This window comes from Aliiglaciecola sp. 2_MG-2023 (assembly GCF_030548145.1).
Classification (GTDB): domain Bacteria; phylum Pseudomonadota; class Gammaproteobacteria; order Enterobacterales; family Alteromonadaceae; genus Aliiglaciecola; species Aliiglaciecola lipolytica_A.
Map to the genome: position 1 here is coordinate 37,746 of NZ_JAUORY010000003.1, position 13,274 is coordinate 51,019.

Below are 13,274 nucleotides of genomic sequence, written 5' to 3' on the forward strand. Positions count from 1 at the left end.
TAATTTACAAGCAAAATCTGACTGATAAGTTAATCACGATGTATGCAAGGGTTTTTAATGGGATGATCAACTACCAGACTCTGGTTATTTGCCAAACAGTAAGCAAACCAACCTACATAAAACTGCACCAAGCATTGGTTTAAACAAGGTGCAGTTTGAAAAAACGACTAGCTTAATTGCTCATTAAACCGCTAGAGTTTGTTAATTTCGCGATTCAACTGAAATTCAGATGAAGTAACATAGGTTTCAATCTTTCTCAAACGCGCTTCCGTTCGTAAATATTGCTGTTTGATATCATAAAAAGCTTGCTTTGGAGGCTCTCCAGCCTGCCAAACCTTTGACTTAACCGCTACTTTTTTATCTGCATCATCAATATCGTTATGCCAACCTTTTACACCAGACTTGCCATGAAAGTGATGTTGGCCTTGTGAACTATGTTTAGATTCAGGTGTTTTTTTATCTAAAATGAACCAAGCAGCGATGTAAAATACTGGAATAAATGGCCCAGCGAGTAACAACATGGCGGCGACTGCAGCAATTCGAACTAGCCAAGTCTCTATTCCAAAGTACTCAGCAATCCCTGCACAGACACCGGCAATTTTTCCATTTTCCGAATCGCGCTGTAATTGCTTGCGTGGTGTCATGATTTATTTCTCCAATCTGGTGATTCCGCATCCAAAATGGCTTCTAAAGTCTGGATACGATCTGCCATCATTTCAGCCTTGTTGGATAATTCCTGTAATGACTTATATTCATCTTCAGATAACCCTTGGCTGACCTGCTTTTTACTTCGGTAATGCAGAATCAACCAAATAGGTGCGACAATTATCATGAAAATAATAGTAGGTACGCCTACCGTCACAATCAATATATCTTCCACGGTGTTACTCCTTCCTGGCCACTACTTTTATTTTTTAGCTTTACTATTTTTAGTCTGTACTTTTTTCTTAAGCGCTGCCAGTTCATCGTCAATCACATCATCAGATGCTAAATCAGCAAATTCATCAGCTAAAGTTTTCTTACCTAAATCATAGGCATCAACCTGTGATTCCAAATCATCAATTTTACGCTCGTATTGTTCGAAACGTCCCATCGCTGCATCAACTTTGCTGCTATCTAAGGTGCGTTTCACTTCAAGACGAGAGCTCACTGTCTTCTGACGCATGATAATCGTTTTTTGACGAGCTTTTGCATCGGCTAACTTATCTTGCAATTGGCCAATTTCGCCCTGTAGCTTGCTGATTTGTTCATCAATAAGCGCTAATTCCTTAGCTAAAGAATCACTGTGTTCAACACACTTTTTCTTTTCTTGTAATGCAGCTCTGGCAAGATCTTCACGATCTTTACTCAATGCCAGTTCAGCTTTAGATTGCCAATCTTCAGCTTCATTGGTTAATTTTGTTATCTGTGAGCTAATATCTTTTTTATTAGCCAAGGTCTTAGCTGAGGCAGAACGCACCTCGACTAATGTATCTTCCATTTCTTGGATAATGAGGCGAACCATTTTTTCTGGATCTTCAGCCTTATCAAGTAATGAATTAATATTTGAGTTCACGATGTCTGTAAAACGCGAGAAGATACCCATAATCTTTTCCTCTACTTCAAGTTATCGAATAAATAAATGCTTTTGGCATTTGCTGTAATTGATTATTCAATATACGGGCCAACTAATTAAATCAGTTTAACCTTATGATTTTTAAATAAAAACAATTTTATTCCTTAACTTTATGATTTTAGCGTATTATGATTATCAACCACATATTAGCGAATTCGACCACTTTTTACTTTGATGAACAAATACGTGAGCTAAAACTAACTATTTAGTAAAGGTTTAAACGTTAATTGCATCGTCGAATATAGTAGTCTAACAGCTACAATTTTCAAATAGAGGAAATGTGTCAATGAGCCGATTTCGTCAACAAGACAATCTGCTAGGACAGTCCAATAGCTTCCTTGAAGTGCTTGAACAAATATCTCAAATTGCGCCTTTGAACAAACCTGTTCTAATCATTGGTGAAAGAGGGACTGGTAAGGAACTAGTGGCAGCTCGTCTGCATTATTTGTCTAAGCGTTGGGAACAAAATTATTTAAAGCTCAATTGCGCAGCGCTAAGTGAAAGCTTATTAGAAACTGAACTCTTCGGATACGAAGCTGGCGCGTTCACTGGTGCTCAAAAACGACGAGAAGGTCGTTTTGAGGTCGCTAACAATGGCACCCTTTTCTTAGACGAGCTGGCCAACACTTCAGGTCTGATTCAAGAGAAACTGCTAAGAGTTATCGAATATGGTGAATTTGAACGGGTTGGTGGTTCTCGCTCCGTAAAGGTGGATGTGCGAATTGTAGCGGCAACCAATGAAGATTTACCCTCATTAGCCGCCTCAGGTGAGTTTAGACCGGATTTACTAGACCGACTCGCATTCGATGTTATTACCCTCCCTCCATTACGTGAACGCCTAGAAGATATTATGATGCTGGCCGAACATTTCGCGATTAATATGGCGCGAGAATTAGAAATGGAGTTATTTAGTGGCTTTACTGAGAAAGCCAAACGCACTTTGCTCGAATATGAATGGCCGGGCAACATTCGTGAACTGAAAAACGTTGTGGAACGAGCAGTCTATCGAAGCAATAACCCACATGTGCCAGTTCATCAAATCGTGTTAGATCCCTTTGAGTCTGTTTTTCGACCAAAAGGCAGAATTAAAACCCAAGACCGGATTACCGCAGTGGTGCCACCAGCAGCAGTAACGCCATCAGCTCCGACAGAAAGCGCAACAAATACGGACGAACCTGTTAAAGCAAAACAGAAAGCCTTTCAGTTTCCTGTTGATTTGAAAACACTGTCACAAGAATTTGAGGTCGACTTAATTAAACAGGCATTATCTGATAGTCAATTTAATCAAAAAAAGACCGCAGAGAAGTTATCTTTGACCTATCATCAATTACGCGGTTATCTAAAAAAATATAATTTATTGGACAGTTCCCCAGAAGACATAGAAGATTAAGGTGATGCATCCTAAAACTCCCAATCGATTGTTTCGCTTCACCTTAGCAGTGCTGCTTGCGCTGAGTATTAGTGGTTGTTTTGATGGCACAACAGCAACTTCCTCTGTGACTGGTGTCATTTATTGTTCGGAAGGCAACCCAACAAGCTTTAATCCACAACTTGACACCTCAGGCACCACATCTGATGCATCCTCTCACCAAATATATGACCGCTTACTCAATTTTGACCCACAATCTGGAAAAATTGTGCCCGCATTGGCCAGTAGTTGGCTAATTAGCCAAGATGGATTGACATATACTTTCCAACTACGCAGAGGCGTAAAGTTTCATAACACCGATTATTTTACGCCTACTCGAACCTTTAACGCCGATGACGTTATTTTCAGTATTGACCGCTGGCGTCTAGACAGCCATCCGTATCATTACGTATCGGGTGGCAACTATCCTTATTTCACGAGTATTGGACTCATCGACTTAATTTCAAATGTGAAACGAATAAATGGTTACCGAGTAGAAATTACCTTAGCCCGCCCTGACAGTTCTTTTTTAGCCAACTTAGCCACTGATTTCGCGGTTATTCTGTCAGCTGAATACGCACAAAAGTTAACCTTAAGTAAACAACAAGAACGGATTGATAATTATCCGATTGGCACAGGGCCATTCAGATTTAAAGAGTATAAAAAAGACCATTACATACGTTATAGCAAGCATGAAGACTATTGGCAGCATAAAAACGCACCGAACAAACTTATCTTTGACATTACAACAACGAGCTCGCTCAGGTTAGCTAAACTCATGACAGGTGAATGTGATGCCATCGCATTTCCTGCGCACAGCGAGTTGGATACCATTCGTGAAAGACCAGACCTTACCCTTGATGGCAGGCCTGGCCTCAATGTGGGGTTTTGGGCGTTCAATACGTCGAAATATCCTTTTGATAACCCAAAAGTAAGACGTGCCTTAGCCATGGCGATTGATAAAAATACCTTACTTGAAGCGGTTTATTACGGTAGCGCCGTAAGTGCAAAAAGTCTGTTACCTGAATCATCTTGGGCGTATCAGTCTGATGTGAGTGAAACCAACTATAATCCTGTAATGGCCCGTAAGCTATTACGAGAAAGCGGCATAGACGAAGGGTTTACCATGAATATATGGGCAATGCCCGTTGAAAGAGCGTACAACCCAAATGCCCGTAAAATGGCTGAATTGATGCAAAATTACCTCAATCAAGTAGGCATTCAAGTGAATATTGTTAGTTATGAGTGGACAACATTTCGTGAAAAACTAAAAGAAGGGCAGCACGACTCTGTGCTTATTGGCTGGTCAGCAGATAATGGCGACCCTGATAACTTTTACCGTCCTCTGTTAACCTGTTCGGCCATTGAATCTGGCACAAACCGAGCGATGTGGTGTTCTGAGGAATATGATTCCTTGATAAATCAAGCGTTACGATACTCGGAAATAGCACAACGTATCGAATATTATAAATTGGCCAATAAATTGATTGCTGAACAATTACCTTTAGTTCCTTTAGCTCATGCGTATCGTTATCGTGCTCACCGCCGCGAGCTTAACGGATTAGTGATTAATCCGTTTGGTGCAATTCGATTTGGGGACGTAGAGAAACAATGATGTTGATGCAAATCATTCGAAAATTTAATTTGCTTATTCTCACCTTGTTTGTGCTAAGCGTATTATCCTTTGCGTTAGTTTATTTATTTCCTGGCGACCCAATCGTAAACTTAACAGGGTTAAAACATTCTTCTCCTGAAAACCATCAATATCTCATAGAGCTTCATGGTTTTGACCGTTCATATGTCTATCAATATTGGCTTTATTTAAATAATCTATTAGAAGGTCAATGGGGGCTAAGTTTTAGCTCTGGTAATCCACTTTGGATGGAAATATCACAAACTTTACCCGCGAGTATGGAACTAAGCGCTTACGCTTTGTTGCTCTCTTTACTAATCGGTGTGCCTTTGGGTTTTCTGGCAGGCTTTCAGCATTACAAGCTATCGGATTACAGCTTATTAGCCGCAAGTGTTATTGGCTACTCGACCCCAGTCTTTTGGCTGTCACTCATCATGATCTTGGTGTTTTCATTGCAACTTGGCTGGTTTCCACTGTCCGGCAGAATTAGTTTACTTTTCGACATCCCTCATCAAACTGGTTTTATGTTTATCGATATTTTATTAAGTGATTTTGAATTCAAAAATGCCGCCGTTAACAGTGCTCTACAACATCTTATTTTACCAACCTTGTCTCTGACAATTGTAACCGCATCAATTATATTTCGAATTACACGCCGTTCGGTTATCGATGTGATGGCGAGCCAATATATATTAACCGCCTACACTAGAGGACTAAGTGGATGGCAGGTGGTATTCCGACACGGCGTCAGAAATGCGCTACTGCCGATTATCCCACTGTTTGGTATGCAATTCGCTGTGCTGCTGACAAATGCCATGATAGTCGAAGTTATTTTTTCCTGGCCAGGGATTGGAAACTGGCTAATTCAGGCAATTTTTCAACGGGATTACCCTGCGATTCGTGCGGGTATGTTAGCCGTATCTACAATGGTTATCATTTTAACAGTCTGCACCGACTTGTTAGCCAAGCTGATTAACCCAGCACTAACGGGAGAACGTCGTGCCCAAATTTGATATTTATCAGGAAGAATTCCATCCTTCACCATTGATACATACTTGGTGGGAATTTCGCAAAAGCCATATTGCCGTCTTGGGCTTATGGATATTGGGATTTTTTATATTCCTCGTAGTGTTCGGCCCGCTCATCGCGCCATTTGATCCTTTGCTACAAAACCCCAATGCCTTTCTGGTTAAACCATCGTGGGATGTAAACGGTTCAATTCGACATTTATTTGGAACCGATAGCATAGGACGGGATCTACTCTCGCGGTTAATCTATGGTTGTAGAATGACCCTTGGGATAAGCTTATTATTGGTTCTATTGGCTATGCTAGTTGGCGTAGCATTAGGGGCATTTGCGGGCATAACTCACGGCGTACGGTCTAGCGTATTAAATCATTTATTGGACTCAATTTTAGCAATACCAACCTTGCTTATTGCCATCGTCATTGTTGGTATTTTAGGTGTTGGTTTGGTCAACAGTATGTGGGCAATAAGTTTGGCACTCATCCCCCAGTTTGTGCATAACACGCGAGAAGTCGTCAGAACCGAAATGGCCAAAGAATATATATTGGCTTCTAAATTAGACGGTGCTAAAAATACCTACCTGTTTTTCTATTGTATTTTGCCGAATATGTACGAAATGTTAGTTGTACAAGGCACAATGGCATTGTCTATCGCAATTTTGGATATTAGCGCCTTAGGATTTTTAGGGTTGGGGGCGCAAGCGCCAGCCCCTGAGCTAGGCACTATGCTCTCTGAAGGGCTGCGAGTTGCTTACAAATCGCCATGGAGCATCGCACTACCAGGAAGTGCAATATTTTTAATGGTGTTGTCAGTAAATGTGGTGGGTGACGGTCTTCGCTCAGCACTTCGAAATAGGCTGCAACGTTAATGGCATTGCTAGATATTAAAAATCTAACCCTTGAAATCAACGGTTCAACGGGCTGGATGAAAGCCTTGGATAAAGTGAACTTACGCATTGAAGAAGGCGAGATACGCGCTTTAGTGGGTGAGTCCGGCTCAGGTAAGAGTTTAATCGTCAGAGCCGTTGTTGGGGCGATTCCTGAAAACTGGCGATTAACCGCAGATAGGCTCACTTGGAAAGGTCGAGATTTATTAAAAATTAGCCAAGCCGAACGACGCAAAATAATGCGCAGTGAAATTGCCGTTATTTTTCAAAATCCGATTGCATCATTAGACCCCTCATCCACCCTTGGTGAGCAGTTAATGGAAAGTATTCCTGGACATATTTTGAAAGGGAAATGGTTTTGGCAAAGGAGCAAACAACGACTTCAGATAGCCATCAAACTATTACACAAAGTCGGTATTAAAGATCATAAAAAGTATTTACAAGCCTACCCCAATCAAATTGCCGATGATATTGGTCAGAAATTTTTAATCGCATGTGCTTTGGTCTCTTCACCGCAACTGTTGATTGCCGACGATCCTACCCGTGGCATGGAGATTACGACCAAAATACAGATATTAAAACTGTTGTCGCAACTTAATAAGACACGTAATTTGAGCATTTTATTTGTTAGCCACGATTTGATCGCAATATCGAGTATGGCAAACAAGATGACCGTTTTATATTGTGGTCAAACGGTAGAGGATGGAAAAATGGCGCAACTACGCAAACGCCCGTTGCATCCTTATACCAAAGCGCTATTAGACAGTGCCCCTAGTTTCAGGAAGGATTTGCCGCCTAAATCGCCGCTATCCACCCTCGATGGCACCATTCCCACATTGCAACATTTACCCATAGGCTGTCGACTAGGTCCTCGCTGCCCTCGTGCACAAAGGGAATGTGTTAAGGTGCCTGAACTTAGATATGTACAAGATCATTTCTATAGTTGCCACTTTCCCTTAATACGAGAAAAAGAATGACGGCTTTATTAAAGGTTGAAAACCTCGAGTACACCCAAAAACCGACTAGGAGTCTGTTTAAGAAGCGCTCTGGATTCACGCTAAGTAAAGTGAGTTTCGAATTGAACAGTGGCGAAACCTTAGCAATTTTGGGGGAAAATGGCTCCGGAAAATCCTTGTTAGGAAAACTTTTGGTTGGCGCTGAGATACCAACTGGAGGCAATATATTTTTAAATGGTCAAAAGTTATCGCCACATAATTTACGACAACGCTGTCTTAATATTCGAATGATTTTTCAACACAGTAATGAGTCGCTAAATCCTGGTATTAATATCGCCAAAATTTTGGAAGGCCCTTTAATCCTTAACACCCAATTAAGTTCAACTGAACGGTTAAAGAAAATAGAGCAAACCTTAAAATTAGTAGGGTTGTTGCCCGATCACATGTTTTTTTATCGACACATGTTATCTGATGGTCAACGACAACGTTTAGCCTTAGCCAAAGCGCTTATTCTCGATCCACAAGTTATTGTTGCTGATGAACCTTTTGCTGCATTAGATCCCTCGGTTCGCTCGCAGACCATAAACTTGATTATGAAACTACAAAAGGACCTTGGTTTAGGATTTATATTTATTTCTCATAATTTAGGGATTATCAGGCACATCAGTGATCGGGTATTAATTCTGCAAAACGGAAACTTAGTGGAGACAGGTAAAACTGACGTGGTATTCAATTGGCCAAAAAGTGAGTACACCGAAAAGTTAGTTAAATCCCACCTATCACTTATTACCCCAAATTAATTTGAACATAAAAAAACCCGGAGAGAGTGAACCTCAACGGGTTTGTTTTAACTTTTTACTTTCTCGCTGAAGCGATAATCTAACCCACTAAGGCTAACAAGATACCGGCCGCTACTGCTGAGCCCAATACTCCTGCCACATTAGGTCCCATTGCATGCATCAGTAAGAAGTTATGGGGGTTGGCTTGCAACCCAACTTTGTTTACTACCCTTGCGGCCATAGGAACGGCTGACACGCCGGCTGCGCCGATTAAAGGATTGATATCTGCTTTGCTATACTTATTCATCAGTTTCGCCATTAGAACGCCTGTGGCTGTTCCTATAGCAAATGCCACAGCACCCAATGCAAGTATACCCAATGTTTCTGCTTTCAAAAATTTATCAGCAGACAACTTCGAACCAACAGCCAAACCTAAGAAGATAGTGACGATATTAATAAGCTCGTTTTGCGCAGTATTGCTCAAACGATCCACCACACCACACTCTTTCATTAAGTTACCCAAACAAAACATACCTACTAGCGGCGTTGCCGTCGGCAAAAACAGGATAGTCATCAGCAACACAGCTAATGGAAAAACGATTTTTTCTCGTTTAGACACTATACGCAACTGACCCATTTGAATTTTTCGTTCTTCAGGGGTCGTTAACGCTTTCATTATTGGTGGCTGAATAATAGGTACCAATGCCATGTAAGAATAAGCAGCAACAGCGATAGTGCCTAATAATTCAGGGGCTAATTTCGATGCTAAGAAAATTGCCGTTGGGCCATCCGCGCCACCGATTATGGCAATCGCTGCAGCATCTTTTAAGGTAAATTCAAGACCTGGAACAAAATTTAGTAAAATCGCCCCTAACAAGGTGGCAAATATACCGAACTGTGCAGCGGCGCCAAGCAACAACATCCGTGGGTTAGCAATAAGCGCGCTGAAATCAGTCATTGCACCTACTCCCATGAAAATGAGCAGAGGGAACACCCCTGTATCAATTCCAACGGCATAAATGTAATGCAGTAAACCACCCATTTCGCTAAAACCAGCCAATGGAATATTGGTCAATAACGCACCAAAACCAATGGGCAACAATAATAGCGGTTCAAATTTCTTAACGATGGCCAAATATAGTAACAACAGGCCAACAACCATCATGATCACTTGACCAGCCTGGAAGTGTGCCAGCGCGGTGCTTTGCCATAGGATTTCTAACTTCTCCATGAAATTATCCTAAACTCAATAAAGCTTGACCTGATTGGACTGCATCGCCTTCTGATACAAGTACATCAGTCACGATACCGCTTTCGATAGCACGTATTTCTGTTTCCATTTTCATCGCTTCCATGATGATGACGACATCACCTTCGCTCACTTCGTCTCCTTCGCGAACTAAGATTTTGAATATATTACCCGCCAATGGTGCGTTTAATTCAACACCTTCGTCAGAAGATGGGGTGGCAGTTGGCGTCGCCGCTTCAGTGCTTTTAACTGAAGAAAGTTGACCACTTGGGGCAACCTCCACTTCATAAGACTTGCCATCAACACGCACAGAATAACTTTCTGCTTTACCTTGGGCTGGCGAAGATGCAGCTGACGAAGTTGCAGGTTTTGCTTCAGTCTCGCCTGTAGGAGCAGGTTCAAATGCGTCAGGATTCCCTCTATTTTGCAAAAACTTCAAGCCGATTTGCGGGAATAATGCATAGGTTAATACGTCATCCACTTTTTCCTCAGCCAACTTAATATTTTGCTGTTGCGCAATTTCAGTCAATTCTGTGGTTAAGGCAGCTAATTCAGGTTCAATCAGATCAGCGGGTCGACAAGTAATAGGTTCTTGGCCATCTAATACTCTAGCTTGTAATTCTGCATTCACTGGCGCTGCGGTTGCGCCATACTCACCTTTAAGAACACCTGCAGTTTCCTTAGTGATGCTCTTATATCGTTCTCCGGTCAGCACATTTAATACAGATTGAGAACCAACGATTTGCGAAGTTGGAGTCACTAATGGAATAAAACCAAGATCTTCCCTTACTTTAGGAATTTCTTTGAGTACTTCATCCATTTTATCTTCAGCACCTTGTTCACGAAGTTGGTTTTCCATATTCGTCAACATTCCACCAGGCACTTGAGCAATTAATATTCGTGCATCAACGCCCTTCAAGCTACCTTCAAATTTAGCGTATTTTTTACGCACTTCTCTGAAGTAACTCGCGATTTCAGCCATCAGATGCAAATCTAAGCCGGTATCTCGGTCAGTACCTTCCACAATCGACATAATGGTTTCAGTTGCACTGTGCCCGTACGTCATACTCATAGATGATACCGCGCAATCAACCATATCAATACCCGCATCAATGGCTTTTTGATAAGTTGCGGTGCTTAGTCCAGTGGTTGCATGACATTGCATGGCAATAGGCACACTTATAATTTCTTTCAAGCGAGTAATTAGTTCTTCACATTCGTAAGGTTTCAACAACCCTGCCATATCTTTGATACACAAAGAATGTATGCCCATATCCTCTAAGGACTTAGCCATGTCTAGCCAACGCTCTAGGGTATGCACTGGACTTACTGTATAGGAAATCGTGCCTTGGGCATGTGCGCCTACAGAAACCACAGATTTAATCGCTGTTTCCAGATTTCGAGTGTCATTCATTGCATCGAAAATACGAAACACATCAACGCCATTGGTATGCGCTCTTTCTACAAACTTTTCAACTACATCATCTGCGTAGTGACGATACCCCAAAAGATTCTGCCCTCTTAGCAACATCTGCTGAGGTGTATTAGGCATGGCCTTTTTTAATTCACGGATACGATCCCAAGGATCTTCGCCAAGATAACGAATGCAAGAGTCGAATGTAGCGCCTCCCCAAGATTCCATTGACCAAAAGCCAACTTTATCTAATTTCGCTGCGATGGGTAACATATCATCCAATCGCATTCTAGTGGCTAATAAAGATTGGTGCGCATCACGCAGTACCAATTCAGTTATTTTAAGGGGGTTGCTCATGGAAACTCCTAAAAAATCGATTTATTTAGACTATCTATTTTTTCGATATTGGTGAACTGCGGCGGTTATTGCCGCAATAGGCACGGAAGAATTTGATTTGTCATTAGACACTTTCCTTTGTGTCCTAGCAGGATGCGCAGGGACAACTTCTTCAGGAAATCTTCGGTTAATTGCAGCAATTAAGTTTACTGCGCCGATTAGTAGTGTAAGGAAAACAAACACCACAACCATACCCACTACCATTAGGTTGGCAGCTTCAATTAGTAATTCAGAAATGGACGTTTGCATATAATTCACACTGTTATTAGTTTAGGTATCGATAAGTATCACTTAAGCATTGAAAACTCAACCAAAATCCACAAAGCAAACTGTATTTTTAGGGTACTTATTCAACTATTTTGAATTTTTACCCACTCAAGTCGCTGATTAGGCGTCTCCACCAATCATTTAGCCACTTTATACTGTAAATCTGTTCGAATACTTTTAGCGTTAGCTATAAAGTTAATTTAATGCAAAGCAGCGCTATCATACCAATCGTCACGTTTAGATTAATATTACTTATTGGTAATTACTTATAAATATTTAATTTAACTTCGGACATAAAAAAACCGCTTATAAAAGCGGTTTTTTTATTGCTTATACTTCAAATCATCTACGTCGATTTTATATTTCTAACTTCTCGAGATACGTTCTTTAGCAAAATGCTATTCAAGCACAAAATCGTAGTTTTGATTTTCGAACCTCCTGCGGAGCTTCGATTCAAATATGGCGCGTGTGGAAGGATGATTTCAGGCATCCTGCCTTACACCCCTTCGGGGCCGTGCTGCGCACGTTCAAAATCGTTCCTGACGATTTTGTCGAACCTCCTGCGGAGCTTCGATTCAAATATGGCGCGTGTGGAAGGATTCGAACCTCCGACCGCCTGGTTCGTAGCCAGGTACTCTATCCAGCTGAGCTACACACGCGTGGTATTTAACTTACTCTGTACTTACAACTGTCAAATTCTACTTCTAGTCTTTAACAGTTTTATCGAATTTCCTGCGGAGCTTCGATTCAATATGGCGCGTGTGGAAGGATGATTTCAGGCATCCTGCCTTCCACCCCTTCGGGGCCGCGCTTCGCACGTTCAAAATCGTTCCTGACGATTTTGTCGAACCTCCTGCGGAGCTTCGATTCAATATGGCGCGTGTGGAAGGATTCGAACCTCCGACCGCCTGGTTCGTAGCCAGGTACTCTATCCAGCTGAGCTACACACGCGTAAAAGACATTTGTTCCATTCCCGATAAAAAGGAATGGCGGAGAAGGAGGGATTCGAACCCTCGATAGGGCTACAAACCCTATACTCCCTTAGCAGGGGAGCGCCTTCAGCCACTCGGCCACCTCTCCAAATGTGGGAGCGAAGTTTACTGAATCACAAAAGGAAGTCAAACCTTTTTTTACACTTTACTACCTGTATGCTGGGATTTTAGACGATCAGCGTAAAACTGCAATAATATGATGGTATTTTGTACGAATTGATATGCTTATATTTTCGAGATAGTTAAAACAATTATTAAAAATAAAATAAAAAAAAAGGCTGGTTAACCAGCCTTCTTAGGTTTTTCACTTTACTTTATTCTACATCTTCGCTCGAATTGCCGGAACGTTCACTCGCAGTTCCATTTTTTTCTGCTTGAATGCGCATATAAATTTCTTCTCGATGCACAGATACTTCTTTGGGGGCGTTAACCCCTATTCTTACCTGATTCCCTTTAACACCCAATACAGTTACGGTGACTTCATCACCTACCATCAAGGTCTCACCTACACGACGGGTTAAAATTAGCATTCTATTGCTCCTTTTGCGTTATTCCACAATATTCCCTAATTAAAATTAGCGTATTTACCAGTTAACTCCAGAAAAATACACAATTAGCATTCCATGTTTTTGTCGTCACTTACAAAAACTCACT

Annotated in this window: 13 protein-coding genes and 3 tRNA genes; 6 read left to right on the forward strand and 10 right to left on the reverse strand. The window is 41.4% G+C overall.

Annotated features, from left to right (window positions below):
* Positions 1-191: 191 nt before the first annotated feature.
* The 3 genes from pspC to pspA are packed head-to-tail and all read right to left on the reverse strand — an operon-like array spanning position 192 to position 1,585.
* Complete coding sequence (gene pspC, locus Q4567_RS03990) at positions 192-644, reverse strand: envelope stress response membrane protein PspC (RefSeq protein ID WP_216050103.1); 453 nt, start codon at positions 642-644, stop codon at positions 192-194.
* Positions 641-880, reverse strand: a complete 240-nt coding sequence (gene pspB / locus Q4567_RS03995; RefSeq protein ID WP_216050102.1) for an envelope stress response membrane protein PspB — start codon at positions 878-880, stop codon at positions 641-643. Before pspB ends, pspC begins: the two co-directional genes overlap by 4 nt.
* Before the next feature lie 27 nt (positions 881-907).
* Positions 908-1,585, reverse strand: a complete 678-nt coding sequence (pspA, locus tag Q4567_RS04000) for a phage shock protein PspA (RefSeq protein ID WP_303499456.1) — start codon at positions 1,583-1,585, stop codon at positions 908-910.
* A 316-nt stretch (positions 1,586-1,901) separates the two neighbouring features.
* Between pspA and pspF the strand changes: the two genes are divergently transcribed.
* From pspF to Q4567_RS04030, 6 genes are read left to right on the forward strand one after another with little or no spacing between them, the layout of a single operon-like run.
* A complete protein-coding gene (pspF, locus tag Q4567_RS04005) occupies positions 1,902-3,005 on the forward strand; it encodes a phage shock protein operon transcriptional activator (protein ID WP_216050100.1) in 1,104 nt (367 codons plus the stop codon).
* Between the two features lie 4 nt (positions 3,006-3,009).
* Positions 3,010-4,638 carry an ABC transporter substrate-binding protein SapA gene (sapA, locus tag Q4567_RS04010; protein ID WP_303499633.1) on the forward strand — a complete coding sequence of 543 codons (1,629 nt, stop codon included), beginning with the start codon at positions 3,010-3,012 and terminating at the stop codon, positions 4,636-4,638.
* Positions 4,638-5,669: an ABC transporter permease gene (locus Q4567_RS04015; RefSeq protein WP_303499634.1), complete on the forward strand. Its 1,032-nt coding sequence runs from the start codon at positions 4,638-4,640 to the stop codon at positions 5,667-5,669. The genes sapA and Q4567_RS04015 overlap by 1 nt, the downstream gene beginning before the upstream one ends.
* The gene (locus tag Q4567_RS04020; protein ID WP_303499457.1) at positions 5,656-6,549 is read left to right on the forward strand and encodes an ABC transporter permease subunit; all 894 of its coding nucleotides are present in this window, start codon (positions 5,656-5,658) and stop codon (positions 6,547-6,549) included. Before Q4567_RS04015 ends, Q4567_RS04020 begins: the two co-directional genes overlap by 14 nt.
* Positions 6,549-7,544, forward strand: coding sequence for an oligopeptide/dipeptide ABC transporter ATP-binding protein (locus Q4567_RS04025; RefSeq protein ID WP_216050098.1), 996 nt, complete (start codon positions 6,549-6,551; stop codon positions 7,542-7,544). Before Q4567_RS04020 ends, Q4567_RS04025 begins: the two co-directional genes overlap by 1 nt.
* Positions 7,541-8,323 carry an ATP-binding cassette domain-containing protein gene (locus Q4567_RS04030; protein ID WP_216050097.1) on the forward strand — a complete coding sequence of 261 codons (783 nt, stop codon included), beginning with the start codon at positions 7,541-7,543 and terminating at the stop codon, positions 8,321-8,323. The genes Q4567_RS04025 and Q4567_RS04030 overlap by 4 nt, the downstream gene beginning before the upstream one ends.
* Before the next feature lie 79 nt (positions 8,324-8,402).
* Here the strand turns inward: Q4567_RS04030 and Q4567_RS04035 are convergent, their stop codons facing one another.
* From Q4567_RS04035 to csrA, 7 genes are all read right to left on the reverse strand, one after another.
* On the reverse strand, positions 8,403-9,533 hold the full coding sequence (locus tag Q4567_RS04035; RefSeq protein WP_216050096.1) for a sodium ion-translocating decarboxylase subunit beta: 1,131 nt from the start codon (positions 9,531-9,533) through the stop codon (positions 8,403-8,405).
* A 4-nt stretch (positions 9,534-9,537) separates the two neighbouring features.
* Positions 9,538-11,322: a sodium-extruding oxaloacetate decarboxylase subunit alpha gene (oadA, locus tag Q4567_RS04040; RefSeq protein ID WP_216050095.1), complete on the reverse strand. Its 1,785-nt coding sequence runs from the start codon at positions 11,320-11,322 to the stop codon at positions 9,538-9,540.
* Between the two features lie 30 nt (positions 11,323-11,352).
* Positions 11,353-11,610 (reverse strand): OadG family protein, encoded by a 258-nt coding sequence (locus tag Q4567_RS04045; RefSeq protein ID WP_303499460.1) that lies wholly within the window; start codon positions 11,608-11,610, stop codon positions 11,353-11,355.
* Between the two features lie 600 nt (positions 11,611-12,210).
* Positions 12,211-12,287, reverse strand: a tRNA-Arg gene (locus Q4567_RS04050).
* 215 nt (positions 12,288-12,502) lie between these two features.
* Positions 12,503-12,579, reverse strand: a tRNA-Arg gene (locus tag Q4567_RS04055).
* Between the two features lie 36 nt (positions 12,580-12,615).
* Positions 12,616-12,708, reverse strand: a tRNA-Ser gene (locus Q4567_RS04060).
* 226 nt (positions 12,709-12,934) lie between these two features.
* Entirely contained in the window at positions 12,935-13,150 is a 216-nt protein-coding gene (csrA, locus tag Q4567_RS04065; RefSeq protein ID WP_216050093.1) for a carbon storage regulator CsrA, read from the reverse strand.
* Positions 13,151-13,274 lie beyond the last annotated feature (124 nt).